The sequence below is a fragment of the Acinetobacter sp. CWB-G5 genome, assembly GCF_019209785.1.
Taxonomy (GTDB): Bacteria; Pseudomonadota; Gammaproteobacteria; order Pseudomonadales; family Moraxellaceae; genus Acinetobacter; species Acinetobacter johnsonii.
This window is the reverse complement of the sequence record NZ_JAHUTF010000001.1, coordinates 336313-363012: the sequence shown is the minus strand read 5'-3', so window position 1 is coordinate 363012 and position 26700 is coordinate 336313. Positions and strand designations below refer to the sequence as shown.

The window sequence follows — 26700 nt, the reverse complement described above, 5'->3', positions numbered from 1 at the left end:
GAATATGGCTGGAAAAATCCCCCTGGCTGTTCAGAGGGATTTGAGTTATTTCGCAGTAAAGGATGAGGTAAAGCTTTGTGCTTGCCGGCGTGCTTCTGGATCTGAAGGCATTGGATAGGGTGCCGCAGAACGAACAGCTGCTTCAACGCTGGCTTTCATGTCAGGGTCACTGGAGCTAACGATCACAGAGCGTACAGCGCCACTATCTGAAAGCGTGACACGTGCAGTCGCGGTTTTACCCGTTGAACCTGCTGGGGTATCCCATGCACGCTTAATTTTATTTTCAAAGTCGCGCTTAGCTGTTGAAGCAATTTGCTTTGCTTCAGCTTTCTTTTGCGCGGCTTCTTCGGCAGCTTGTTTTGCAGATGAAGCACGTGCTTCTTCAGCCGCACGCTCTTTCGCTTCAGCATCAGCTTTACGTTTTGCATCAGCTGCAGCCTTGGCTTTTTCGGAATCAGCTTTGGCTTTTGCATCAGCATTTGCCTTAGCTTTATCAGCATCAGCTTTACGTTTCGCATCAGCGTCAGCTTTGATCTTCGCAGCATCTGCTTTAGCTTTAGCATCGGCATTTGCCTTGGCTTTCGCATCAGCGGCGGCTTTCGCTTTGTCCGCATCAGCTTTACGTTTTGCATCAGCTGCAGCCTTGGCTTTTTCGGAATCAGCTTTGGCTTTTGCGTCAGTAATTTGTTGCTGCTTTTTAGCGAGATCTGCTTTCTTTTGTGCGTCAAGCTTCGCTTTTTGTACTGCCTCTGCTTTTTTCAATGCTTCTAAGTTTGCTCGGCGTTTGGCGTCTGCTTCGGCTTTCGCCGCTGCATCTGCTTTGGCTTTCTCAGCATTTTTAGCTTGCTCCGCTGCACGGGCAGCAGCACGTTCTTGCTGAGCTTGTAGTTTTTCAGCTTCTGCCTTTGCACGTGCCTGAATCTGCTGCTGTAATTCAGCTTTACGCGCTGCCGTTTCAGCAGCTTTGGCATCCGCTGCTGCTTTTTGAGCGTCGACCTTTGGTACAACGGGTGTTATAGGTGGCGCTGTTGGGATAACAGGTGCAGGCTCTACAGCGGGCGGAGCAGTTTGTCTGATTTCTTTGGCGACATTTTCATGTGCTGTTTCCGTAAACTCTGTTTCTTCAAGCGTAACAGGCTTTAAGTCCTCAGGTTTGATGAGCACAGTTCTAATTTGCTTCGGTGGCTCTGGTGGTTTACTCATACCAAGATAAAGTAAGCCAACAACAGCAATCACATGGATACCAAAGGTAAATCCAAGCGCGATGGCTTTTTGTTTAAAAGGTGGCTTTTTAAAATCTTTCATAAATTACTTTAATGGCTCTGTGAGTAATCCAACTTGGCTGAGACCCGCTTCTTGTAGACTGTTCATGAGCGACATGACTTCGCCATAAGAGCGCGACTGTTCACCTTCCACAACAACGGTTAAAGTTTTATTTTCAGCCTGAGCTTGTTGCTGTGCTTCACTTAAAATAGACGTCAATTCAGATAAAGCCAAAGGTTCAGCTGAACTGTGTGTTTTATATTTAAGGAAATAGCGACCTTCTTTATCTAAGCTGACCATTGCAGGTGCATCTTTTGATTCAATGGGGTTGCCATTGGCCTGAGGAAGATCGACATTGATGCCGCTGGTAATCATGGGTGCGGTGACCATAAAAATCACTAATAATACGAGCATGACGTCAATATATGGGACGACGTTCATCTCACTTTTTAGTGGTTTTTTAATGCGCTCGAAGCGCCCTGAACGTTGAATTGCCATTAGTCATGTTCCTTAGTTTCACCCAAAGACTGACGTTGTAATAACGCAACCATTTCTTCTGCAAATAAAGCACGATCGGAGTAAACCGTTTCGCCTTTTCCGGTGTAATGGTTAAATGCCAATACTGCCGGAATCGCTGCAAATAAACCAATCGCTGTAGCAATGAGGGCTTCAGCAATACCGGGTGCAACCGTTGCAAGGGTGACTTGATCTACGTCTGCTAAACCGATGAATGCATTCATGATGCCCCAAACGGTACCAAATAAGCCGACATACGGGGCAACAGAACCAATGCTGGCCAAAGCACCTAAGCCTTGTTCAAGTTGGCTTTGGTCACGACTTAGACCGACGCGTAAAATACGTTCTGTGCCTTCAATGGTTTGTGCTGGGGCAGCATTGCGTTTTTTGAGTTTTAAAAACTCGCCTAAACCTTGATAAAAAATATCCTCAAGGCCGACACGTTTGGAATTAAGTTGCGCATTGTTATACAGCGTATTCAGTTCAGCACCCGACCAAAAAATTTTTTGGAAATGGTCATCGTCTGCCTGTGCTTTTTTATAACTCATGTGTAACTTGGCAATCAGATACCAGCTAAACAGCGAGGCCAAAAGTAAAGCCAGCATTACCAGTTGTACGACTGGGCTTGCTTGTAATATTAGATCTGAAACTTGAAGAGATGATTCGAGTTGAGTTGCCATAGTTACTACATGTGCCAATAATTTTTTTAGTCTTGTCCTAATTCTTTTAGAATCAGTTCGCGGATTTCATCGGGAAGTCGACGTGGTTTCATTTCTGAACTGATACATGCCAATTCGACCTCACCAGATGCAAGCATGATTTCACCACGATAAATATTTTGTTGCAACACAAATGACGTAGCCTTACACGAAACAACACTTGCTGTAACAGTAATTAAATCATCCATTAAAATTGGACGTGAATATTTCACATTAATTTTGTGTACAACGAAGTTATAGTCTTTTTGATGCCAGTAATGATCTACACCAGAAGCTCGTAACCACTCTGTACGGGTACGCTCCATAAAGCGAATATGATTGGCGTGGTAAACAATGCCACCTGCATCAGTATCTTCAATATAGACACGAATGTTGAATTCAAATTTATTCGCCATGAGAGTATTCCGTTTTTCCAGTTGTACGAGTCGATTTAGATTGACTTGGCGCTTTTATATTTAAGGACAGGGTCTTAAAATTGGTGCACGTCAAAGTACTAATGCGTCGCAGTTTAGCATTATGAGATTTCACTCCAATGGCACAAGATGTCAAATATTGTGATTCATGACTGTTGGGGGAGTTGAACGCTGTATGGCTATAAAAATATAAGGATAAAGGAATGAATGGTTATTTTAAGCTGCTGCTTATTTTGGCTGTGGCATTTGCGCTGTGGACATATTGGCTTAAACCTGAGCAAGGAAGCGGAAGTTTAGAGTTATATTCGCCGACTGAAAATGTACAGCAGGTTGAAGGCTACACGATTACTTCCTTAGAGCCATATGCGGGAGAGTTTCGTGTGTTGGCGCGTGAAAACTATAGGATGGGTCGTGAAGCAGAGCTAAGTCCTGTGGATTTTGCTTTGGGTTGGAACGAGATGGCGAAGCCTGAAGTCTACAAGCAACTATCTATTACACAAAGTAATCGTTGGTATTATTGGCGTTATGAGAACAATCCACCCATTCCTCTAAATGACATTGCGTCGAGTAGTGCCAATACGCATTTGATCCCAGCCAATAAAGTTGTTGCACAAAAACTTGCAGATATTGATGTAGACGACATGGTTTATTTAAAAGGGCAACTGGTTGAAGTTAAATCGGCTGATGGTTGGACGTGGCGCAGTTCACTGAGTCGGACAGACACAGGGAATGGGGCGTGTGAGTTAATGCTGGTCGAAGAGGTGAGAGAAATTTCCTCTTTATAAATTGTCGAGAGGGGATGTATAGCCAAGGCTTGTGATGGATTCTCGTTTAAAAAAAAGATAATGTTATTTAAATATTTTATAAATGCATACCCAGTATTGTATTAAGAAGCTGACTAATAGAGCGACTAGGTATAACTTTATTAAAACGTGAATAATAACTTAAAATGGCATTAAATTTGCTTTTAGCGTTATGTAATTAAATTAGGGAAATTTACATATGTCAACGCGTTTAGCATTATCTATAGCTGTCACATCTGGTCTTTTAGCACTTTCATCTTTCACTTTTGCTGATGACTTTCAGGTTTTAAAACAACTAGAAAATAAGCCAATGTTATTAAAAAAAGGTGAATATCAAGGGAATTATTATGTTCCAAGTACATTAAAAACAATTACATGGGGCTATTTACCAAATAAGAATGCTAAACCTGTATTAACAGTTCCATCGGAAAGTACAGTGACCTTTGATACTGTTTCACATGAAGGATTGCTTGAAGATCAGGGGAGAGATGCTGAAAAGTATTTTTCATCGCATGGGGTTGAATCTGAAAATGTTCTAGATGAAGCAAAATTAATTACGCGCTCCAATTTAAAGCATGATTTTCATAAAGATGGTCCACACATCATCACAGGTCCAATTGCAATTGATGGTGCAATGCCTGGGGATATTTTAAAAGTTGAAATCTTAAAAGTTGAACCACGAGTTCCTTATGGTGTGATTTCAAATAGACATGGAAAGGGTACATTACCTGAGTTTCCAAAGCGTAAAAAGATGGATGGAGCTTCAGCAAATAATCCAGATGCATACGGTAATGTTTCTATCTTTACGCCAATTGAAAAAAATAAAAATGGAGTTTGGGAAGGTGTTTTAAAAACTGATACAGGCCCATCAATCCGCTTTCCTTTAAACCCATTTATGGGAACTATGGGGGTGGCTGCAAATACAAGCGAACCTGTGCATTCAGTACCCCCATCATTTTATGGAGGAAATATTGATATTAATGAGTTAAGTGCTGGGGCAACGGTGTACTATCCTGTACAAGTGCCAGGTGCACTGTTCTATACAGGTGATAGTCATTTTGTTCAAGGAGATGGTGAAGTTTCCTTGACTGCTCTTGAGGGATCAGCACGGGCAACGTTTAAAATTACATTGTTAAAAGCGGGCAAGGATAAAGTACCTGGTAAAACCATTAGACAACCTCTAGCAGAGAATGCGGAGTTTTGGATTACGCCTGGTTTAGACGAAGATTTGGACGAAGCAATGCGTAAATCAACACGTGAAGCGATTCGCTTTTTGGTTGATGAATATGGTATTTCAGAAGAAATTGCATATGCTTATTTAAGTGCCGCTACAGACTTTGAGGTATCCCAAGTGGTTGATCGTACCAAAGGTATTCATGCCATGATCCGTAAAGCAGACTTTAATGAGTTTAAAGAAACAAAGAATAGATAGTGAACCAAAAAGAAGGCGGCATTAAGCCTCCTTCTTTTGCATTAAACAGGCGTTTTAGGGTTTATCCTTCGGTTCAGGCGGTGTCATACCAAACTGCAAATACGCCATATTGGTGGCAATACGGCCACGGGCTGTCCGCATGACATAACCTTGTTGAATTAAATACGGTTCAATCACGTCCTCTAATGTACCTGAGTCTTCAGCCATCGCTGCTGCCAAAGCTTCTACACCACCAGGGCCGCCATCAAAACGTTCAAGTAACATACTCAAATAACGACGGTCTAAAGTGTCTAAACCATCTTTATCGACATTGAGCATATCGAGGGCACGCTGAGCCATATCTTGTGTCACTTCACCAGTACCTTTGACTTGCGCATAGTCACGAACTCGACGTAGTAAACGGTTGGCAATACGCGGCGTACCACGTGAACGACGTGCAATTTCTGCTGAACCTTCACGCGTAATAGGCACATCCATCAAATTGGCTGAACGAGTCACAATATGCGTTAAGTCAGTGACTGAATAGAATTCGAGGCGTTGCACAATACCAAAACGGTCACGTAAAGGAGAGGTGAGGAGTCCAGCACGTGTGGTTGCGGCAACTAAAGTAAAAGGTGGTAAGTCGAGCTTAATTGAACGCGCCGCAGGACCTTCACCAATCATAATATCGAGTTGGTAGTCTTCCATGGCTGGGTAAAGAATTTCTTCAATCACGGGGGAAAGACGGTGGATTTCGTCGATGAACAGCACATCACCTTCTTCAAGGTTGGTCAGCATGGCTGCCAAATCCCCAGCCCGTTCTAGTACGGGGCCTGAAGTCGACTTGAGGTTTCCACCCATTTCACGGGCAATAATATTGGCAAGTGTGGTTTTACCTAGTCCCGGTGGACCAAAAATTAAGGTGTGATCAAGGGCTTCACCACGACCACGTGCTGCGCCAATAAAAATTTCCATTTGTTCACGAACCACGGGCTGACCGATGTAGTCATCGAGTGAGGTCGGGCGGATAGCGCGGTCGATATGATCTTCGGGTTTTTCGGAACCACCGATGAGACGGTCTTGCATATATTATTTAAACTTTAGGTGAATATGCTTTGTAGCAAAATGTCAGAAAAGAAAGTATATACCTTGGCGGAGTCTTTCCATTTTCAAGCGAAACTCAGGAATAACCTGCGGTTCGCCTTACTTTTTTTTTTGGCAAAAGTAAGCAAAACCACCGTCATTCGCAAAACTCATCGAATGAAAGTTCGTATCGACTATATCGCAGAAACATTGATGTGCAAATGTCTCCTGACTCGAACAGTTGCGAATGACACTTACGTGTATCAAATGTCGTGTTGATTGAAGCGCTTTATTTATTCATCGATTTGAGTGCAGCACGGATGATGTCGCTCGCTTCAGTAAAATCACCTTTTGCAGCATTGACCAATTTCTGTGCTTCTAAAGGTTTGTACCCTAAAGACTGTAATGCAGCTTCGGCTTCTGCAACGGCAGAGTTGCCTGAGAACTGGATTTGTTCAACGGTTGAATTGCTTGGCACTGTACCTGAAGACATCGCTTTAAAGCGATCACGTAACTCAATCATCAAACGTTCAGCAGTTTTTTTACCCACGCCCGGTACTTTAACCAGTGTATTTATATCTTCATGTTCAACGGTATGAATCAGCATATCGACGCTGAGCGTGGATAAGATACCTAAAGCCATTTTAGGGCCGACACCGTTGACCTTTAATAGGGTGCGAAAAATGATTTTTTCTTGTTGATGTAGAAAACCATAGAGCAGTTGAGCATCTTCACGCACGGCAAGGTGCGTCCATAAGGTAATGTTCTGGCCTTTTTGTAGTTGGCAGAAGGTCGTCAGTGGTGTATCAATTTCATAACCGACACCATTTACATTTAAAAGTACGGTGGGTGCTTCTAGTGCGAAGACTTCACCAATAAGACATCCGATCATGTTGTGTGATTCACTTTTTTATCAATGGTTGCATAGTAGTGAGCATTGCGCAGAAAGGCAAAAGACTCATGGAAAATTGAGTTCGGATTGATGGCTTTATCATCAAACTGGATGTTGATGACTTATTTAAATCAATCCTGCCTTATTGCCTTGTAACTCTTGAGACAAGTTGTACGCTTGGTGGTCTGAAAATTTAGAAATAATATCTAAGACCTGCATGATATTTTCATAGTGGTTGCTACCAAAGTGCGCACCAGAACGACATAAAATAGCCATTAAGCGTTGTTCTTTAAAGCTCAATGTTTTATGCGGTGTAGTGAGCGGAATAAAGGCATCTAAAATGTTTTGTAAACTTTGATGGGCAATAATTTCTAAACCCGCTTTTTGTGGGTGTTCAAATATTTTATCGCGTGCTAAATCCTTTGCACGGTTAATGCCTAACTCAATATCAACAGCGCAGTATTGCAGTAAGCTACCCGCCAGTTGTCCGCTTAAAATTTCAAAATGATGCTTAGCAAAAGCCGATGTGACTTCTTCAACCAGACGTTTCATAACTCGTCCGCGTAGGGCTGCAATTTTTTGCTGCCAAGTCGTATCTGGCATCGACAGTTCAGTTGGTGCGCTGTATTCACCCAGCAAGCTTAAAAAAATCGGTTCAACTTCTTCATAAGACAACATGTTTAAAATAATGCCATCTTCAAGGTCAATCAGGGCGTAGCAAATATCATCTGCAGCTTCAAGTAAATAAGTCAGTGGATGACGGCAATAATGATATTCACCCAGTTGAATCAGTCCAAGTTGCTCTGCAATTTGTTGCAGGATTTCTTTTTCTGCCTGATAGCAACCAAATTTGGCACGTTTACTGGCAGGAGTATTGCCTTGTGACTCGATGGTTTTAGACAACCATGGATATTTTAAGTAAGCCCCCAGTGTTGCATAGGTCAGACGCATGCCACCATCATTAGGGTGATAGTCAATTTTAGTCAGTAAGCGTAGACCTTGGGCATTACCTTCAAATTGACGCACATCGGCTTGTTCTTCTGGGGAAAGTTTCTCTAAAAAGTTTCCATGTGATGCATCGTCGAACCATTCACGAATAGCATATTCACCCGCATGACCAAACGGTGGGTTCCCAATATCATGTGCTAAACAAGCCGCTTGAATAATGGCTCCAACATCGGCAGGGGAAATCCACATTGGTAGTTCATCTTTGATTTTTTCCGCTGCCAGCATGCCAAGAGAGCGGCCAATACAGGAGACTTCAAGCGAATGCGTTAAACGGGTGTGAATGCCATCGTGTTGAGTCAGAGGATGGACTTGGGTTTTTCGGTTCAGTTGGCGAAAACTTTGAGAAAAAATAATTCGGTCATAATCTTTGTGAAATGGGCTACGTGCCAATTCGGTATTTTGTTTTTTACTTCCAATACGAACTGTTGAGAGCAGTTCCAACCAACGCATTTGCATCATTTATCGTTATTCAGTAAGTCATTGGCTTCATCATGCCAAAAAAGTGTGACGAGCTCTAGAGGGCTGCGACATAAGTTGTCTTTTAATTTATGACTTTTGGTTTTCCCTATACTTTTCACCATTATTTTGAAAAAAAATGGATGATGAAATCATATAAATTCATTTCAATCATCTGCCATTTATTTCGTGCTGAAAGGGGGGAAACAATCATGATTGTTCTAAATTCCACTCTGTTTTGATCAAGTATGACTAATTAGACCTAACTATATTGATTTTTTAAATAAACTAACTACGGGCGGTATGCCAAAACTCCTGTGTAAGTGTAATACGATTATTTCTTTAGGGGAAATACCTTGCCTACACGAATAATCTTATATTTCAGATCAAAACTATGATCAATATTCAGCACAAATTGATGCGGAAGAATTATATAAAGATTTGAAATCAGTTATTTTATATCTTGAGTGTAAACGACTATTGATTTTCCACAATGGATGGGATCCAGAACCTATTTATTATGAGCCTGAGAAAAATATGAATAAAAGCTTATTATTAGCTATCAGTATCTTATTATCCGCTTGCAGCCAACCTAATCAAAATAAACAGATGACTGCATCTGAAAAAGTTGAATCAAAAGTTTCTCAAGTTAAACCAAACTTATCGGTTGAAAATAAAGTGATCCAAGATTTACCTATCGCTACTTTTGCCTTTCAACAAGAGGGCGATCAGTTCATTGCTAAAAATTGTATTTGGACAGATGCCCCACGCGCAGAGGGGAAAAATTATTGGGCGATTTTGCTCAGTAATGAAATAAATGGTAAATCTAAATTTACCAAAGAAGAGCTTCAATCCGAAAAAGTTAAAATTGGAAAACCAATTAAAAACTGTAATGGTGGCTCAGAGGATGAAAATCAAAAATATTCCTATGAAATTGATAGAGAAGGTGATTTAGTTAATTTTGTATCATTGAAAAATGATCGAATAGTACAAAATTCTGATCACACCTTTAGCATTGACCTGAATAAAAACGGTACACCTGAGCAAATCTATGTTTGTTATAACATGGAAAGTTTAGATGCATTTTTTATCGAACCAGCTTTTGATCATCCTTATTTAAAGCGAGTGAATGTGCAACTTTCTTATGCAATAGATGGTGAAATTGATGAAGAGCTTCAATGTGGGAATATGTTTTATAAAAAGAACGGCATCATTGCTAAAGAAGATCCGAAAACAGGCGAGTACATATATTCAGTCAAGTAAATCAATTGTTACTAATCATGTTTAGCAGCGAAAGTCAAAGAAATTCGGACATTTAAAACCACGATTTCAGCATATTTTAAGTCTGATATGACTAGCTCAAAACTTGCATTCACAGTAGAATATGCGCTCTCTTCAAGTCACATTGAGGTAGGTTGTCTAGACCTGCCCGTGGAGCCAAAAACAGCATGTTTATCGTTGCCGGTGCACCTGCACACTCTTCTTTTAAGCAAACACAACTTTTAACACGTCTATCGTCTATTAGTTCTGTTCAATCAATAGAAAGCCAATGGGTTTACCTTTTCGACCAAGCGCTCGACGAGCAACAACAGCAATCTGCTTTGCAGCTATTAAATGATGGTGCAACCTTCCAAGTTCGCGAAGCGACAAGTGATGAAGTTCAAGTCCTTGTGACACCACGTGTAGGCACAATCTCGCCGTGGTCATCAAAGGCAACGGATATTTTTGCCAACTGTAATACCCCGATACACCGCTTAGAACGCGGTGTTTTGTTTACTTTAAAAGGTATTTCTGAAGTATCGGATGCAGTAAAACAAGTTTTACATGACCGTATGACTGAAAGTGTGTTCAATCAAATTGAAGACGCTGCTGCATTGTTCTCTGAAACTGCACCAAAGCCTTTAAATGCAATCGACATTTTAGGTCAGGGTAAAGATGCTTTAGTAAAAGCGAACTCTGAGTTTGGTTTTGCACTCTCTGATGAAGAAATTGATTATTTAGTTGCTGCTTTTAACAAGCTCGGTCGTAATCCGCACGATATTGAACTGATGATGTTTGCTCAGGCAAACTCAGAGCACTGTCGTCATAAAATTTTTGGTTCTGAATGGACAATTGACGGTGAAAAACAGCCATTGTCATTGTTCCAAATGATTAAAAATACTTATAAAGAATCACCGACAGATGTATTGTCAGCATATAAAGACAATGCTTCGGTGATTGTTGGTTTTGATACTCAGCGTTTCTATCCGAAGAAAGATGAAGCGACTGGTCACCACGTTTATAAATACAAGAGCCAAGCCGCTCACATCCTGATGAAAGTGGAAACGCATAACCACCCAACAGCGATTGCGCCATTTGCGGGTGCTGCGACTGGTTCGGGCGGTGAAATCCGTGATGAAGGCGCAACAGGTCGTGGTGGTAAACCAAAAGCAGGTTTAACTGGCTTTACGGTGTCTAACTTGAACATTCCGGGCTTTGAACAGCCTTGGGAAGAAAACTACGGTAAACCATCTCGTATGGCATCTCCGCTTCAAATTATGATTGAAGGCCCATTGGGTGGTGCTGCGTTTAACAACGAATTTGGTCGTCCTGCTTTAAATGGTTACTTCCGCACTTTTGAACAAAATGTGAATGGCGATGTGAAAGGTTTCCATAAGCCAATCATGATTGCTGGTGGTTACGGTAACATCCGTCCAGACCATGTGGAAAAAGATGCAATTCAACCAGGTGATTTGCTGATCGTTCTTGGTGGGCCTGCAATGCTGATCGGCCTTGGTGGCGGTGCTGCATCTTCTGTAGACAGCGGTAAACTCGGTGAAAACCTAGACTTCGCTTCTGTACAACGTGAAAACCCTGAAATGGAACGCCGTTGCCAAGAAGTGATTGATGCATGCTGGCGTATGGAAGACTTCAACCCAATCGTGTCTGTGCATGACGTGGGTGCAGGTGGTGTTTCGAACGCAATGCCTGAATTGGTGAATGACCACGAACTGGGTGCGATTCTTGATTTGCGTAAGATTCCTTCGCTTGAGCCAGGTATGTCTCCAATGGAGATCTGGTCAAACGAAGCGCAAGAACGTTATGTATTGGCGATTCGTCCAAGTTCTTTAGAATTATTTGAATCATTATGTGCACGTGAACGTTGTCCGTTTGCCGTTTTAGGTGAAGCAACAGAAGCGCGTCAATTGACAGTGAACGATCCATTGTTTGATAACAAAGCCGTGGATATGCCAATGCAAGTCATGCTAGGTGGAACACCTCGTATGAGCCGTTCGTATGAAACGATTGAACGTCAAGGCGACGACTTTGATGCATCTAAAGTCATAGATTTGAAAGATGCAATTTACCGCGTTCTTAAAAACCCAACTGTTGCATCTAAATCATTTTTGATCACCATTGGTGACCGTTCAATTACAGGTATGGTTGCACGTGATCAGTTTGTAGGTCGTTGGCAGGTTCCTGTTGCAGATGCAGCAGTAACCACAACAAGCTTACAAGGCTATACAGGTGAAGCCATGGCGATGGGTGAACGTCCACCTGTTGCCTTGTTAAATCCTGCGGCATCTGCACGTTTATCGGTTGCAGAGTCGATTTCAAATATTATGTCTGCAAAAATCGACCAGATCAGTGACATTAAATTGTCTGCAAACTGGATGGCGGCGGCAGGGCAAAAAGGTGAAGACCAAGCTTTATTTGAAGGTGTAAAAGCCATCGGTATGGAAATGTGTCCTGCACTCGGTATTGCAATTCCAGTGGGTAAAGACTCATTGTCAATGCGTACGACTTGGAATGATGAAGGCGAAGACAAATCGGTGACTTCACCGATGTCAGGTGTAATCACAGCCTTTGCTCCTGTGACTGATGTACGTAAAACCTTAACGCCTGAATTGAAAAATGAAGAATCAGTACTTGTCCGTATTGATCTTTCTAAAGGTCAGTTCCGCCTAGGTGGTTCGATCCTTGCTCAGGTCTATAAAGCGATTGGTTCAGTGACACCTGATGTAGATAGTTTTGATGACTTCAAAGCATTTTTTGCCTTGGTTCAAGACTGGAATAACCGCGGCTTAATTAAGGCTTACCACGACATCGGTGATGGTGGTTTGCTTGCAACTGTTGCGGAAATGATGTTTGCAGCACGTCTTGGTGTGGCTTTAGAAGATCAATCAACTGAAAGTCTATTTGCAGAAGAAATTGGTGCAGTGCTTCAAATCAGCGCGTCTGATTGGGCAACACTTGCAGACGAAGTTGCGGCATCTACATTACGCGATGCAATTGCGGTCATTGGTACGGTAAACAACACCGATCAATTGACTGTAAATGGCTTAGTGCTTGAACGTGCAGACTTGCAAGTGGCGTGGACTGAAGTGTCACATCAGATTCAATGTCTACGTGATAACGTGGAAACAGCGGATCAAGAATTTGCATTAATCACGGACAAATCACATGCAGGTATTATTGCAAAACCTACATTTGATTTGAATGAGCCAATCGAAGCGCCGTACATCAACGAACGTCGTCCAAACATGGTGATCTTACGTGAACAAGGCGTAAATGGTCATGTTGAAATGGCTGCGGCATTCGACAAAGTTGGTTTCAACACTGTAGACGTGCACATGAGCGACTTACTTGCAGGTCGTATCAGCCTAGATGACTTTGAAGGTCTTGTGGCATGTGGTGGTTTCTCTTACGGTGACGTCATGGGTGCGGGTGGTGGCTGGGCGAAATCAGTTTTGTTCAACCCAAAACTTCGTGACCAATTTGAAAAATTCTTCAACCGTGACGAAACGTTCTCTCTTGGTATTTGCAACGGCTGTCAAATGTTGTCGCAATTGGCTCCACTGATTCCGGGTGCTGAAGCTTGGCCGCGTTTCCACCGCAACACTTCTGAGATGTTTGAAGCGCGTGCAGTTAACGTTCGTGTTGAAAAATCGAACTCTGTATTGCTAGAAGGTATGGAAGGTTCAATCCTGCCTATCGCAGTTGCACATGGTGAAGGTCGTGTTGTGACAAGTGCGGATAACTTGGCTGCATTAAATGCAGGTAATCAAGTGATCTTGCGTTATGTTGATAGTCAAGGTAACCCAACTCAACACTATCCAATGAACCCGAATGGTTCGCCAGAAGCGATTTCAGGTGTTACATCGAAAGATGGTCGTGCAACGATTATGATGCCACACCCTGAACGTAACTTCCGTGCTGTACAGCATTCTTGGAAGCCTGAAGAGTGGACTGAAGACGGTGCATGGTTACGTATGTTCCGTAATGCACGTAAGTTCATTGGTTAATCTGAAGTCTGTGTTTTGAAAGCCACCTTCGGGTGGCTTTTTTATTGAATTGTCTTTTTGTTTTTTTAATTTTTATTTCTCCCGTTGAAGTTGGTTTAGATTTTGCTTTTATATTTGTGTGAAAGTGATATTGTGTAATAAATGCACAAATATCATGCAAAATAGAAGAAAGATGGATCACTAAACAATTTCAGTATCAACACTCATGTATGAGGTGATGACATGATTAAAACAGTTACATACGAAGCAGTCGATAAGTCTGCGTTGCGTAAAAAAGGATGGAAGTTGTTTGCTGTGATTTTGAGCTTGCAATTGATCTTTTTGATTTTGGGTTATGCATTGCAGATGTGATTTTGAGAATTAAAAAACCGCCGTGAGGCGGTTTCTTATGTATTATTTGTTGAAAAAATAGTTCAAAATTATATAAATGAAAATAATAGCTGGAAGAATATAAAGTGGTTGAGATGTTCGATTTTTAATAAAAGTAGGAGAGTCATTAATTAATTTAGATTGTTCTAATGTGCTAATTTTTTCTTGAGCATTTAATTCAAAAACATCTAGAAGTTCAAATTCATCTAGTAGCCTATTAGATAATTCATTCTCTAAATTATTATTAATTTTTCTTTTGTGATAATTTGATGATGTTCTGATTGGGGTGCTTGCATCAATTTCAGATTGTAATGAAAATAGAAAGTTGCGACCTAGGGATCTATAATTTTGAATTTCTACAGCCGTTAAAATTATTGAAAAGTCACTATAAAGATATGGTCTGGAACTTTGGATGCAAAAATAAAACTCTTTATTTTTTTCTAAAAGTGCCCAATTTTCTGAATAATCTATCAGTTTCATAGTATTTGGATCATCAGTTGAAATTTTATCAATGTGATACAAAAAATTTAAACAAGTAATGTATTCACTTAAATAAAATTCCTGACTAATAATTTCACCTCTTTCATATGTATTTAGTTCCCATTTTTCATCTGATATATTTTTAATAGAAATAGCTAGATCAGATGAGTACCCAAAATAGAAATAGTCTTTTCTTACAGTTTGTAAGCATTTTGATATAGGATATAGAATACGTTGAAGGTCAATAATGTTCATGTTTTTATGGGTGTTTTTTAGCCCAATAGGTGATGTGAAGTTATTCTACTATATAACTTAGAATTTGATAGGTTATTTATAAAATGCTCAAACTGATCTACTATGTCCCCGAATCTCATCTTGAAACCACTAAACTTGCGATTTTTGAAGCAGGGGCTGGTGGCATAGGAAACTATGAACACTGTGCTTGGCAAGTTTTAGGCACAGGCCAATTTAAACCTGTAAAAGACGCAAATCCATTTATAGGTGAGTTGGATGCTTTGGAGCGAATTCCAGAGTGGCGGGTGGAAACCATTGTTCCAGAGGGAAAGGCTTCTGCTGTGGCAAAGGCTTTAACATTAAGCCATCCATATGAAGAACCCGCTTTTGAGTTTATTCAGATGGTCGATGTTCTTTAATGGTGAATCTAAAAATATATTTGAGACACGTTAACGGCATTCGCAACGGTTTGAGGCAGGACTTAATTTATCAGATAAAGTTTCTGCGACTAAATAGATAAACGGCGGAATAGAACGAGTTTTGCGAATGACAATGGTTTTGCCTACTTTTCCCGAAAGAAAAGTAGGCAAAACCGAAGGTTAATCCTGAAATTAAAACTTTAATGAAAGGATTCCATTGAGAAAACTAATATTAAACCTTCTGAATAAATAACTCACGATCAAAACGGTACTGCGGGAAAAATACACCGTCTTCTGCACGCTCACCTGCACCAATCACCATCACAGGGTATTGCTGATCATTTAGATTTAACAGTTTACGCACTAAAGGCTCATCAAAACCTTCCATCATACAACTATCGAAACCATAAGCCCGTAAAGCTAGCACTAGGTTCTCACAAGCTAAAGCTGTGGTTTTACTTGCCCAAAGCTTAGCATCGGCTTGATTAAATGCAGTTACAGGCAGTTGTTTGTCTAAGCTACGTGCAATTTTGAAAGCTACTTTCTTAAAGTTACCAAGTGCATTTAAGTAACCTGTCTTATAGTTATAAGGAATGAACTTATAATATTTCTGTACAGCCGCAGGCGCTTCAGGAAAAGGGAACTCGGTAATGTTGCGTTTTGCCATTTCATCATTACGGTCTGTACGCGCGACACACACGATCAGTTCGGACGCAGTTTTTGCCGCAAGCTGATTTAGGCAAGCTTTGACCAGTTGTTTTTTCTTAGTTGGGTTCTGCACCACATAAAAAGTCCAAGGCTGTAGATTTGATGAGTTGGGCGCAAGCAGTGCCAAATCTAAACAGTCATCAAGCACATCAGCTGGTATTTCTTTCTTGGTAAATTTGCGAACCGAACGGCGGCTTTGGATGACTTTTTTAAAATTTTCGACATCGATGTCTTGTGGAGCAGGCTCAAAATAACGCTTTTTTTCTGTAGTGTTTGACATAAGAAGTTTTCCGAATGGGTTTTTAAATATGTTGGGACGGAAAATAAAAAAACCACTGTGTAATATGCAACACAGTGGTTTTTAGTCATTCAACGATCAAGGATTAGTTGAACTGGGTGAAATCAGGTTTACGCTTTTGCATAAATGCTGATACGGCTTCCATCATTTCTGGAGAGCCGACACGATCCATGAAAATTTCAGCTTCATGATCAATCCAAGCCACAATTTCATTTACATTGTGCTTCATCAATGCCTTAGACTGCACTAAAGAGGCTAACGGTAAAGCAGATAATTGTGCCGCTTTTTTAGCTGCTGCAGCATACACATCATCTTCAATACTGTTCACAAGGTTTGCAGCAACTGCAGTTGCACTGTCAAACTTCTGAGCGGTCAGCAGTAATTCAGCAGCTTTGTGATAACCTGCTTGTTCTACCAATAATTTGCTTGAAGCACCTTCTGGAGATAAACCAAGGCTAACAAATGGAATCTGGAATAGAGCAGTGTTGTCGCTATAAACCAAGTCACAATGTAACAGGATCGTTACCCCAATACCAATCGCCACACCACGTACAGCCGCAATCAACGGTTTAGAAAATTTTGCCGCAGATTTAAGTAAAATAAATGGAGGGCCTTCAGCCGCAGGTGCTTGACCTTTTTGCGCTGCAGATTTCATAAAATCTTGCATATCGTTGCCTGCAGTAAAGTCCGCGTCTTCACCACGTAGAATGACAGCACGAACGCTATTGTCTAGATCTGCTTCATCTAAAGCTTTTGCGATCCATAAATAAAGTTCGCCATACAACGCATTCTTTGCTTCAGGACGGTGAATGGCTAATGTCAGTACGCCATTGTCTAATTTTGCATTCAAATGTTGATGAGGTTGTTGAATACAGCTCAGTGTCATCGTACTATCCTTGCTAGAAAGTTTGGTTTAATTTTATGGGCTCATTATGTCGCATAATTTTATGATCGACACAACTGACCAGTTCATAAAAAAGTAAAAGATTTATGCCATATACATTTGATTATCTCGTATTCATTGGTCGCTTCCAGCCATTTCACTTGGCACATATGCAAACCATCAAGATTGCTTTAGAGCAAAGTCAAAATGTCATTTTAGCTTTAGGCTCTGCGCAAAATGAACGAAATACCAAAAATCCATTTTTAGCATCTGAACGTGAAGAAATGATTTTATCGAACTTTTCAGAAGCACATCAAAAACGGATTCACTTTGTACATGTAATTGATGTTTATAATGATGTTAAATGGGTGCAATTGGTAAAAAAATTAGTGAATCATGTAGTCACACCTGAGGCGAAGGTTGGACTGATTGGCCATTTTAAAGATGATTCCTCGTATTATTTACAGCTTTTTCCTGAGTGGCAAATGGTTGAACTCGATAGCCTACAAGATGCGATGTCTGCAACACCCGTTCGTGAGGCTTATTATCGAGGCGATATTTTAGAGCAGGCGTTTCCATTGGGGACCAGTGAGTTTTTACATAAATTCCAACAAAGTGAAATATATAAACAGTTACAACACAAATTTTTAACTCAGGACCTATCCAATTTAGACTAATGTTCTCAGTCGAATAAAAATATTTCGACGAGGATCGAGTTCCATGGATAGAAAACAACAGACGAAACAGATTGCACGTTATGCGGTCATTAAAAATGCTTTGCTGATTGCAGGTGTTACATTTGCATTCAGCACTCAAGTGCAGGCCCAGTCATGGACATTGACGCCTCAGAGTAATGTAGGCTTTGAAATTAAATCCTTGGGTGTAACCGTTGTAAGAGCTAAGTTTAATCGAGTGCAATCTAGTATGTAGTTTGATGCCAAAGCACCACAGCATGCTTCGACGAATTTTGTCATGGATGTAAATAGCCTAAGCTTGAGTAAACCTCCATTGAAAAAAATGATTTTGGGTGAAGATTTGTTTTATGCATCCAAGTACAAAACCGCTAATTTTAAAAGCACCAGTTTTAAAGACTTGGGTGATGGTCAATATAATATTGTCGGAAACTTAACACTTCGCGGCATTACCAAGCCAGTTAGCTTTAGCACGACCTTAAAACCAAGTGCCAATAATGCTAATCTGCTGGATGTCCAGTCCTCTGCCGTGATTAACCGAAGTGACTTTGGCATGAAAAAAGCCATTGCTGGTGTAGGCGAAAAAGTGAATATTCAACTGTCAGGGCAGTGGAAAGTGCAATAGAGGTTCCATGATCTCAAAGACCTATATTCAGGTCTTGTTTAATTCATCGCTGTGTGAGCCTGTTCAATCAAGAGATCTGTTAGCAGATTTAACTGCATCGACTGCTGTTTCCAATGATGCCAATACAAAGGCAAATCGATATTGAGTTGAGGATCTACCTCAACCAATGAGCCATCCTGCAAACGCGGTTTGGCTTGATAATAGGGTAACCAACCATAGCCGAGTCCCATCGTAACCGCATCAAAAAATGCACTGGAAGACGGAATAAAGTGATGTGGATATTGAGTTGGATTGAGGCCAAACTTTTGTTGGATATACGCGGTGTGGAGTTGATCTTTTGCGTTAAAGATCAGTGCAGGAGCTGCACGTAGAGACTCTCGGTTAACGCCTTGTTTAAACCATTGCTGTGCAAAAGTAGGCGTGGCAACAAAACGATAGTTCATATCGCCAATGTATTCCGCTACGCAGCCTTTCATGGCTTGTGATTCATCTGTCACGCAGGCATTCACCAAACCAGCTTCAAGTAAGTGATGGGTTTGTGATTGGTCATCGACCTGAAAATGCACCACGATCTTTTTTTCAATTAATGTTGACTGTAGCAACGGCAACAGCCATGTCGCTAAGGAGTCGGCATTGGTTGCAATGTTGATTTGATAAAAAGCAGAGGTGTTCATATGACCCGTGAGGTTCTGAATGAAACTTTGCTCTAACAGTCGGCTATGTTGCAAATAATGTAGCAGCGATTGACCTGCTTGTGTCGGGCGGCAAGGTCTTTCCCGCACAATTAATAAATGTCCCAAACTTTTTTCTAGGCTTTGTACGCGTAAAGTGACGGCTGAAGCAGTAATGCATAGCTGTTCAGCAGCAAGGTCAAAACTTCCTGTTTCTGCTACAGCTAAAAATGCGTCGCACTGTTTATGATTCAGCATATCGGGACTCACTTTAAACTAAAAATATTTTAGTTATATTGATATTTTCTAAATAATACTTAATTTAATTAAAAATGAAAGATAATCCTGACATCATCAATTAAGTTGAAAAGTCAAAATGTTAAGTACATATGTACAAGGGCTTGCAGTCGGGATGAGCCTCATTATTGCTATTGGGGCTCAAAATGCATTCGTGCTAAAACAGGGGCTCAAAAAGCAGTTTGTTTTTTGGGTATGTTTTGTCTGTGCACTGTCGGATTCGATTTTAATTGTCTTAGGCGTTTCAGGTTTTTCAAAAGTGCTTCAGCACTATCCTGAAATTATTCAGTTTGCTAAATGGGCGGGGGCACTTTTCCTGTTTTGTTATGGATTCCAACATGCACTGCGGGCATTCAAATCACAGCAGGGCTTGGAGGCAAGTCCCATTGAAAAGCATCATCTAGTGAATATTATTTTGCTGTGTTTGGCGCTGACTTGGCTTAATCCGCATGTGTATTTAGATACGGTTATTTTACTGGGTTCTATTTCAACACAGTTTGAGCAACCTGCGTACTTTGCTCTAGGGGCTGTGTGTGCATCTTGGTTGTTTTTCTTTGCTTTGGGCTATGGTGCTCGTGTACTTATCCCCATTTTTGCAAATCCTAAAGCGTGGAATGTGCTAGATGCGATCATCGCGCTGGTGATGTGGGGAATCGCCATTTCACTGCTTGTGAAATAAAAGCTTGTGTAATAAAAAACTATAAATTAAAAAATCACAAAAAACAAAGCCCGCATTTGCGGGCTGATGTACATTAAGCTTGTAATGCTTTTAAGTCTTCTAAAACTTGTTCAGCATGTCCAGCAGCTTTTACCTTACGATACTCTTTAACCAGCTTACCGTTATGGAAAATAAAAGTTGAGCGCTCAATACCCATCACTTTTTTACCATACATATTTTTTTCTTTAATCACATCAAAGTGTTTACACAGCACTTCTTCTTTGTCGCTAATTAAATTAATGGTTAAAGCCTGCTTTTCTGTAAAATTCTGGTGCGCTTTAACTGAGTCACGTGAAACACCAATGATCGTGGTTTGTAGGGCATCGAACTGATCTTTTAAACATGAAAAACCAACAGCTTGAGTTGTGCAACCAGGCGTTGAATCTTTCGGGTAAAAATACACAATCAGCCACTCAGTCGGCACTTCAGTTAAGTTCACTTCACCCGTTGTGGCTGGAAAGTTCTGATTTGGAAGTTGGATGGTATCAGTCATGTTCTATCCTTAAATGTCACGGTGTTCTAATTCAAGTGGTAAAAAGGCATAATTTTCGTGATACAGAATATCACCTTTAACGACCGAAAGTGGATGTTTGAAAATCGGGCCATCAATCACCGTAGTGTGGAATTCACCCGCTTCGCCGCATGGATCAATACCTCTTGCAACCAGTTGATCGACATATTCAAGGCTAAGCACTTGACCTAAGTCTTCAACTGTCATGCCTAAGTTTAAGTTGACCGTAACGATGATGCTTTGAAAACCAAGCTGAATAAACTCATGCACAATGTCTGAACGTGGATGTTGCCACAGGGGCATACATAAGCTGAGCTCACTTTTATCGCAAACGGATTGATTCCATTCAGCATGTGCCATTAAATCAATATCGCCTGTGACTAAGGTTTCTGCTCCAAGAGCTTGAGCTTTTTGCAACAGTTGAATGAACTGGCTTTCATAGTCTTGCCACGTTGCGGAGGCACTGTAGATGGGAAGCCCAATTGCTTTTGCCTGTGCATGAATAATATCGAGAGACATTCCATGTGAGCGTGACTTCAGACCTTGCTCTTCTAACATGACAATTAATGCAACAGGTTCACCCATTTGCATCGCTTGGTATAAAGCAAGGCTGCTGTCTTTTCCACCACTATATGACGCAACAAATTTACGATTTTGGGCGCGTGTGTTCCATTCGGTGAGCATATTTTCAAGTTCTATCTATTTTGAACATATAAAAAAGCCTGCATATAGCAGGCTTCATTCACATTCAGTGAATTATTTTTTCGGAGCAGCTTTCATGGCTTCTTCAGTTAAAGATTTTAATTTACCTGTTAACTGTGGACCGAAACATGTTTGTAAGTCGTTATTTTGCTTTTGTACAAAAGCTAAAGTAGACGGGCTTTTCTTTTGGTTGATCGCACTTTGGATTTCCCATTTTTGTGCATTGGTCAACTTACCATCAGCTTCAACTGCACAAGTACAGTATTTGCTTACTTCTGCTGCGCTAAGCTTTTTGCTTTTTGCGGTTTCTTCTTTACAAACATTAATTAATGCCGATTTTACATTGCTGCTTTTATATGCTTCTTGTAATTTGTTCGATTCAGCAGCATTTGAAGTTGTAGCGAACAATGCAGCTGCAGACACCAATGTAGAAAGCAAAATGTTTGATTTTAAATTTTTCATAAACTGTACCTTGTCGTTACGGTATATAACGCGTTGGGTCTGCTACGCCAGCATCTGCAAAACCTTCTTTACGAAGACGGCAGCTGTCGCATTTCCCACAAGCACGTCCTTGGTCATCTGCTTGGTAGCAAGACACCGTTTGACTATAGTCTACGCCATGTTCTATACCTAAGCGAATAATATTTGCTTTGGATAAATGTAACAGAGGTGTTTCAAATTTAAGAGGTTTTCCTTCAACGCCAACCTTGGTGGCAAGGCGAGCCATGTTGGCAAATGCCTCAATAAATTCAGGACGACAGTCAGGATATCCTGAATAATCAACAGCATTAATACCAATCACAATGGCTTCGGCATCTAAAACTTCTGCTGCTGCTAGGGCATAAGATAAGAAAATCGTGTTACGTGCTGGAACATAAGTTACAGGAATACCGACTTGTTCATGATCTGGAACATCAATGCTATGGTCTGTTAACGCAGAACCGCCCAAATTACCTAAGTCGATATTAATGACACGATGTTCTACGCCTGCCTTTTTTGTCAGTTCGCGTGCGGCATCGAGTTCAGTGGTTGAGCGTTGACCATACATAAAGCTGAGCGCTGTACAGTCATACTGTGCTTGCGCCCATGCTAAACAAGTTGTTGAGTCTAAACCGCCAGATAACAAAACTATGGCACGAGGGCGCATACAAATTTCTCCAAATATAAATTAAAGATGAATAGGCAATGTATTAACGACCAGTTTCGTCATTCCAAAGCAACTTGTGGAGTTGGAGTTGGAAGCAAACAGGGAGATGGTCTTCTAATATCCATTGCGCTAAGTCACGCGCAAGTTGAGGTAAACGAGCGGCACCTTTCTCAACGGCAAAAGCAGGAGAGAACCATACTGTGCTGACTTTTTCATTGAGTTTATAGTCTTCAACTTGCTGTTTTGACCACTCATAATCCTCACGGTTACAAATTACAAATTTGATTTGGTCGTGCTGGGTTAAATGGTCGAGATTCGAAAGCAAATTTCGTGCAACTTCACCTGAAGTTGGGGTTTTCAAATCTAATACTTTTGAAACACGTGGGTCAACCTTAGACACATCTAAAGCACCACTGGTTTCTAAAGATACTGCACAGCCAAGGTCAGCAAGACGTTGCATTAAAGGCAACGCATTGGGCTGTGCAAGAGGTTCACCACCTGTCACGCAGACATAAGGGGTTTTAAAATCAAGTGTGGTTTGAATAATCTGATCTAAAGATTGGCGTTCGCCACCTTCAAAGGAGTAGGTCGTATCGCAGTAAGTACAACGTAGTGGACAACCCGTTAAACGAATAAAAACTGTTGGCAGTCCTGAGGTGTTGGCTTCTCCTTGCAAAGAATAAAAGATCTCCGTGATACGTAGACCCGCAGAAGGATCAGAAACAGGGATAGCAGAAGATCGAAGCGTATTCATAGCAAAATTAAACCACAGGTTAGAAAAACAAAAATCTCTACGGCTAGTCTTAACCGTAGAGATGAGGAACTTTAGTTCCGTACGACAACGAAAAATTATTCGTCGCGTAGTAAATCGTTCAAGCTCGTTTTAGAACGTGTTTGTGCATCTACTTTTTTCACGATGATTGCAGCATACAGGCTGTAAGTACCGCATTTAGAAGGTAAGCTACCTGCAACTACAACAGAACCTGCTGGTACACGGCCGTAGTGAATTTCGCCAGTTGCACGGTCAAAAATCTTAGTTGATTGACCAATGAACACGCCCATCGAAATCACAGAACCTTCTTCTACGATCACGCCTTCTACGATTTCAGAACGTGCACCGATGAAGCAGTTGTCTTCAATAATCGTTGGGTTTGCTTGAAGTGGCTCAAGAACACCACCAATCCCTACACCACCAGATAGGTGAACGTTTTTACCAATTTGAGCACATGAACCCACAGTTGCCCATGTGTCAACCATGGTACCTTCGTCAACATATGCACCAATGTTCACATAAGAAGGCATTAACACCACGTTTTTCGCTTGGAAAGAACCTTTACGGGCAACTGCAGGAGGAACAACACGTACGCCAGCCGCTTTAAACTGTTCCTCAGTCCAACCTGTAAATTTAGTATCTACTTTGTCGTAGAATTGAAGGTCACATGACTCAATTGGTTTGTTGTCATTTAGTTTGAATGATAAAAGTACAGCTTTTTTCACCCATTGATGAACAACCCACTCACCATCAATTTTTTCAGCAACACGTAATGTCCCGTTATCTAAACCAGCAATGACTTCTTCAACTGCTGCACGAACTTCAGCAGGACAGTCCGCTGCTGTAAAATTCGCACGGTCTTCAAACGCTTGTTCAATAATTGTTGAAAGCTGAGACATGATCTTCCTTCCAGAAAAAAAATTTTCCTGATTTTACACTAAATTGTGCAGAGAATAGATGAAAAAACAGCATAGGATCGGAAATAATAATGAATGATTGGAAATAAGTCTTTTAGAGCTGTTTGAATAGAAGCGTTAAGTAAAGAATTATCATTTAAAACAACAAGAAAGTATAAAATGTATCAAAAAATAACAAAAACAGCCTAAATCTAGAATAAAAAATAGTCAGGGGGTGTTTTAAGATGGGCTCATCAAAAAATGGTAAATGATGTAAAAAAATCTTTAATTGGAGGAGAAAAAACATGAAATCATTACGTTTAGTTGCATTCGCAGCAGCAATGTCAGCAGTCGCAGGTACAGCTTTTGCTGATGATGCAGTCGTAAAAGATGGTTATGCTTTTGACCAAAATAAATTAATTCCTACTGGTGTTCGTGCTGAAGTCGGTACAACAGGTTATGGAGGTGCTTTGTTGTGGACAGCGAATCCATATGTGGGTTTAGCTTTAGGTTACAACGGCGGTGATATTTCATGGTCTGATGATTTATCTATCAATGGCTCAAAGTATGATATGGATATGGACAACAGCGTTGGTTATTTAAATGCTGAAATTCGTCCTTGGGGTGCAAGTACAAATCCATGGGCACAGGGTCTTTATGTTGCAGCTGGTATTGGTTATATTGATAATGAATATGAGCTAGATCGTCGTGTAAAAGCAGGTGAAGGTTTCTCTGTAAACCATACAGATTTTGTTGCTGGAGCGAACGGTGCACATATTAATGGTAAAATGAACTATAAAAATGATTTCGCTCCATACGTGGGTTTAGGTTGGGCTCCAAAGATTAACCAAAACTGGGGAGTGTTTGGTGAAGTGGGTGCATACTATACAGGTAATCCTGATGCTAACTTAACATTAGTTAGCGGTGGTGCAGAACCTAACCCAACGCGTGGTTCACTTGAAGATAACATTGCGGCTGATGAGGAAAAAATCCGTACAGATGATAAACATGAATGGATGCCAGTTGCAAAATTAGGTGTAAGTTATCACTGGTAATCAAAACATAAAAAACGAGCTTCGGCTCGTTTTTTTTTATCTGATTTTAGCTAAAGCCTTTAAAAGTGATGCGCAAATTTGAGTCCAAAGATCCATGCATCATTATCATTCAGCGCTGAAAGTCCTGTAATGTTTGCCAGTGGGTTTGAGTCAGAAGATGTTTTAGACTTCTTAAAACGCAAATAATATAGACCAGCCGCGATATCAAACTCAGTGTTGTATGTGTACATGCTGCCTAGACCAATACCTTGATAACCATCACTTGGATTAAGCGTAGATGCAGGATTATTAATCCCAGAGTCCCAGAGCAGTTCCATAGTACTCAACCACTTTTTGTTCCATACGTGTGCTAGGCCAAGTTTTGCAGACCATTGATCTTCATTGTACTGAATAAGTTTGACGTCTTTGGCTTCAGGGTAAAATATCGCAACATAATCGATCACAGCTTTAAATTTGGGTGGTTGAATGACAAAGTCATGCCAATTTACCCAGCGTAGCGTCCCGTACAAGATATTTTGATAAGGAAGTCCTGTCATGAAATCAAGATTTACCGATTGTGGTGTTTTCACCTCCATCACATTGGGGGTATCTACGCCGACTTCGATAGACTCTGTTGTGGTGATTTCATGTTTAATCGCTGAGCGATAAGTCAAAGACGTTCTAAAATAATATTCAGGGATTTGATAACTAATACCTGCTAACCAGCCCAAGCTTTCATCTTGTTTAAACTCGGCATCATAGCCATCAAACACAGAATAGGCCTGACCTTTCGCTTTTAAAGAGCCTGTAAAGCTTTGATAGCTTAAACCGCCATAGATTTCCCATTGTGGGTTGAATTGGTAGCCTAAAAGCGAACTGAGATTATGACTTTCAAAGTCGATATCGGCAGATTCAACCTCATAACTTTCACCGTAAATTTTTGGGCGATAGTGATAATCGATGTCTACAGCAAAAGGCTGGTCATAAATGACAGCAAAGTTGAATTGAGGATTTAGTTGGAGTTTTAATGCAGCTCCCAGCATTACTTGTTTATTGCTTAAATTGCCTGTTGAAAAGTCAGTGATGCCAAACTGTTGCAGTATCTCTGTATGTTGAACTTGGCCAGAAACATCTGGATTAATATAAGCCAGAGAAATTTCTGCATAATTTCCACGTTCAAAAAAGGGTTGTATTGTTTGACCTGACAGTTCAAAAGCAGCAGCAAAACTTGATCCCGACGAATAGAAACATAAACAAAGTAATGGAGAGCCCAACAGATTTTTACTCACTGTTATTGCTCACTATTGTTTTTATCAGTTGATCAAATAATACACTATACCCATTTAAAGTATATGGTTTTAAAAATAAAAAAAGAGACTCTGAGGTCCCTTTTTA

Annotated in this window: 27 protein-coding genes and 1 pseudogene; 10 read left to right on the top strand and 18 right to left on the bottom strand. The window is 40.7% G+C overall.

Annotated features, from left to right (window positions below; translation table 11 throughout):
• Positions 1–45: 45 nt before the first annotated feature.
• The 4 genes from tolA to ybgC are packed head-to-tail and all read right to left on the bottom strand — an operon-like array spanning position 46 to position 2893.
• Positions 46–1305 carry a cell envelope integrity protein TolA gene (tolA, locus tag KVY11_RS01825; RefSeq protein WP_218287926.1) on the bottom strand — a complete coding sequence of 420 codons (1260 nt, stop codon included), beginning with the start codon at positions 1303–1305 and terminating at the stop codon, positions 46–48.
• Positions 1306–1308: 3 nt separating this feature from the next.
• Positions 1309–1761: a protein TolR gene (gene tolR / locus KVY11_RS01820; protein ID WP_004693872.1), complete on the bottom strand. Its 453-nt coding sequence runs from the start codon at positions 1759–1761 to the stop codon at positions 1309–1311.
• Complete coding sequence (tolQ, locus tag KVY11_RS01815; protein ID WP_004693871.1) at positions 1761–2459, bottom strand: protein TolQ; 699 nt, start codon at positions 2457–2459, stop codon at positions 1761–1763. The genes tolR and tolQ overlap by 1 nt, the downstream gene beginning before the upstream one ends.
• Before the next feature lie 26 nt (positions 2460–2485).
• Complete coding sequence (gene ybgC / locus KVY11_RS01810) at positions 2486–2893, bottom strand: tol-pal system-associated acyl-CoA thioesterase (protein ID WP_004693869.1); 408 nt, start codon at positions 2891–2893, stop codon at positions 2486–2488.
• A gap of 221 nt (positions 2894–3114) precedes the next feature.
• On the opposite strand from ybgC, the gene KVY11_RS01805 reads away from it, so the two are divergent.
• Both KVY11_RS01805 and KVY11_RS01800 read left to right on the top strand, forming a co-directional pair.
• Positions 3115–3696: a hypothetical protein gene (locus KVY11_RS01805; protein ID WP_218287925.1), complete on the top strand. Its 582-nt coding sequence runs from the start codon at positions 3115–3117 to the stop codon at positions 3694–3696.
• A 217-nt stretch (positions 3697–3913) separates the two neighbouring features.
• A complete protein-coding gene (locus KVY11_RS01800) occupies positions 3914–5146 on the top strand; it encodes an acetamidase/formamidase family protein (RefSeq protein WP_094148599.1) in 1233 nt (410 codons plus the stop codon).
• Positions 5147–5200: 54 nt separating this feature from the next.
• Here the strand turns inward: KVY11_RS01800 and ruvB are convergent, their stop codons facing one another.
• The 3 genes from ruvB to KVY11_RS01785 form a co-directional block, all read right to left on the bottom strand.
• Entirely contained in the window at positions 5201–6211 is a 1011-nt protein-coding gene (ruvB, locus tag KVY11_RS01795) for a Holliday junction branch migration DNA helicase RuvB (protein ID WP_005399718.1), read from the bottom strand.
• A 286-nt stretch (positions 6212–6497) separates the two neighbouring features.
• Complete coding sequence (gene ruvA / locus KVY11_RS01790) at positions 6498–7100, bottom strand: Holliday junction branch migration protein RuvA (protein WP_218287924.1); 603 nt, start codon at positions 7098–7100, stop codon at positions 6498–6500.
• A gap of 126 nt (positions 7101–7226) precedes the next feature.
• The gene (locus KVY11_RS01785) at positions 7227–8567 is read right to left on the bottom strand and encodes a deoxyguanosinetriphosphate triphosphohydrolase (RefSeq protein ID WP_218287923.1); all 1341 of its coding nucleotides are present in this window, start codon (positions 8565–8567) and stop codon (positions 7227–7229) included.
• 534 nt (positions 8568–9101) lie between these two features.
• Here KVY11_RS01785 and KVY11_RS01780 point away from each other — a divergent pair.
• The 3 genes from KVY11_RS01780 (at position 9102) to KVY11_RS16560 (ending at position 14200) form a co-directional block, all read left to right on the top strand.
• A complete protein-coding gene (locus KVY11_RS01780) occupies positions 9102–9827 on the top strand; it encodes a hypothetical protein (RefSeq protein WP_183175303.1) in 726 nt (241 codons plus the stop codon).
• Positions 9828–10012: 185 nt separating this feature from the next.
• Positions 10013–13849 (top strand): phosphoribosylformylglycinamidine synthase, encoded by a 3837-nt coding sequence (purL, locus tag KVY11_RS01775; protein ID WP_218287922.1) that lies wholly within the window; start codon positions 10013–10015, stop codon positions 13847–13849.
• Positions 13850–14071: 222 nt separating this feature from the next.
• Positions 14072–14200, top strand: coding sequence for a KGW motif small protein (locus KVY11_RS16560; protein ID WP_004693854.1), 129 nt, complete (start codon positions 14072–14074; stop codon positions 14198–14200).
• A gap of 42 nt (positions 14201–14242) precedes the next feature.
• Here the strand turns inward: KVY11_RS16560 and KVY11_RS01770 are convergent, their stop codons facing one another.
• Entirely contained in the window at positions 14243–14953 is a 711-nt protein-coding gene (locus tag KVY11_RS01770; RefSeq protein WP_218287921.1) for a hypothetical protein, read from the bottom strand.
• A gap of 83 nt (positions 14954–15036) precedes the next feature.
• Between KVY11_RS01770 and KVY11_RS01765 the strand changes: the two genes are divergently transcribed.
• A complete protein-coding gene (locus KVY11_RS01765) occupies positions 15037–15351 on the top strand; it encodes an NGG1p interacting factor NIF3 (RefSeq protein ID WP_218287920.1) in 315 nt (104 codons plus the stop codon).
• A gap of 232 nt (positions 15352–15583) precedes the next feature.
• Here the strand turns inward: KVY11_RS01765 and KVY11_RS01760 are convergent, their stop codons facing one another.
• Both KVY11_RS01760 and KVY11_RS01755 read right to left on the bottom strand, forming a co-directional pair.
• Positions 15584–16339 carry a nitroreductase family protein gene (locus KVY11_RS01760; RefSeq protein WP_205666834.1) on the bottom strand — a complete coding sequence of 252 codons (756 nt, stop codon included), beginning with the start codon at positions 16337–16339 and terminating at the stop codon, positions 15584–15586.
• Between the two features lie 103 nt (positions 16340–16442).
• The gene (locus KVY11_RS01755) at positions 16443–17243 is read right to left on the bottom strand and encodes an enoyl-CoA hydratase-related protein (RefSeq protein WP_004693847.1); all 801 of its coding nucleotides are present in this window, start codon (positions 17241–17243) and stop codon (positions 16443–16445) included.
• A gap of 104 nt (positions 17244–17347) precedes the next feature.
• Here KVY11_RS01755 and KVY11_RS01750 point away from each other — a divergent pair, with 104 nt between their 5' ends.
• Both KVY11_RS01750 and KVY11_RS01745 read left to right on the top strand, forming a co-directional pair.
• Entirely contained in the window at positions 17348–17917 is a 570-nt protein-coding gene (locus KVY11_RS01750; protein ID WP_218287919.1) for a nicotinate-nicotinamide nucleotide adenylyltransferase, read from the top strand.
• A 43-nt stretch (positions 17918–17960) separates the two neighbouring features.
• Positions 17961–18557: pseudogene (locus KVY11_RS01745) on the top strand (YceI family protein).
• Positions 18558–18595: 38 nt separating this feature from the next.
• Here the strand turns inward: KVY11_RS01745 and KVY11_RS01740 are convergent.
• The gene (locus KVY11_RS01740; protein WP_218287918.1) at positions 18596–19486 is read right to left on the bottom strand and encodes a LysR family transcriptional regulator ArgP; all 891 of its coding nucleotides are present in this window, start codon (positions 19484–19486) and stop codon (positions 18596–18598) included.
• A gap of 118 nt (positions 19487–19604) precedes the next feature.
• On the opposite strand from KVY11_RS01740, the gene KVY11_RS01735 reads away from it, so the two are divergent.
• On the top strand, positions 19605–20204 hold the full coding sequence (locus KVY11_RS01735) for a LysE/ArgO family amino acid transporter (RefSeq protein ID WP_218287917.1): 600 nt from the start codon (positions 19605–19607) through the stop codon (positions 20202–20204).
• Positions 20205–20277: 73 nt separating this feature from the next.
• On the opposite strand, the gene KVY11_RS01730 is transcribed toward KVY11_RS01735, so the two are convergent.
• The 6 genes from KVY11_RS01730 to dapD form a co-directional block, all read right to left on the bottom strand.
• On the bottom strand, positions 20278–20736 hold the full coding sequence (locus KVY11_RS01730) for a peroxiredoxin (RefSeq protein ID WP_004693838.1): 459 nt from the start codon (positions 20734–20736) through the stop codon (positions 20278–20280).
• A gap of 9 nt (positions 20737–20745) precedes the next feature.
• The gene (locus KVY11_RS01725) at positions 20746–21438 is read right to left on the bottom strand and encodes a diphthine--ammonia ligase (protein WP_218287916.1); all 693 of its coding nucleotides are present in this window, start codon (positions 21436–21438) and stop codon (positions 20746–20748) included.
• A gap of 72 nt (positions 21439–21510) precedes the next feature.
• Positions 21511–21918, bottom strand: a complete 408-nt coding sequence (locus tag KVY11_RS01720) for a hypothetical protein (RefSeq protein WP_218287915.1) — start codon at positions 21916–21918, stop codon at positions 21511–21513.
• 16 nt (positions 21919–21934) lie between these two features.
• The gene (gene queC, locus KVY11_RS01715) at positions 21935–22603 is read right to left on the bottom strand and encodes a 7-cyano-7-deazaguanine synthase QueC (protein WP_005399706.1); all 669 of its coding nucleotides are present in this window, start codon (positions 22601–22603) and stop codon (positions 21935–21937) included.
• A 43-nt stretch (positions 22604–22646) separates the two neighbouring features.
• Positions 22647–23357, bottom strand: a complete 711-nt coding sequence (gene queE, locus KVY11_RS01710; RefSeq protein ID WP_004980577.1) for a 7-carboxy-7-deazaguanine synthase QueE — start codon at positions 23355–23357, stop codon at positions 22647–22649.
• Positions 23358–23452: 95 nt separating this feature from the next.
• Positions 23453–24274: a 2,3,4,5-tetrahydropyridine-2,6-dicarboxylate N-succinyltransferase gene (gene dapD, locus KVY11_RS01705; protein WP_004693827.1), complete on the bottom strand. Its 822-nt coding sequence runs from the start codon at positions 24272–24274 to the stop codon at positions 23453–23455.
• A gap of 302 nt (positions 24275–24576) precedes the next feature.
• Between dapD and carO the strand changes: the two genes are divergently transcribed.
• A complete protein-coding gene (gene carO / locus KVY11_RS01700; protein WP_168159051.1) occupies positions 24577–25326 on the top strand; it encodes an ornithine uptake porin CarO in 750 nt (249 codons plus the stop codon).
• Positions 25327–25385: 59 nt separating this feature from the next.
• Here carO and KVY11_RS01695 read toward each other — a convergent pair whose 3' ends face one another.
• Positions 25386–26594: an outer membrane protein transport protein gene (locus tag KVY11_RS01695; RefSeq protein ID WP_218287914.1), complete on the bottom strand. Its 1209-nt coding sequence runs from the start codon at positions 26592–26594 to the stop codon at positions 25386–25388.
• Positions 26595–26700 lie beyond the last annotated feature (106 nt).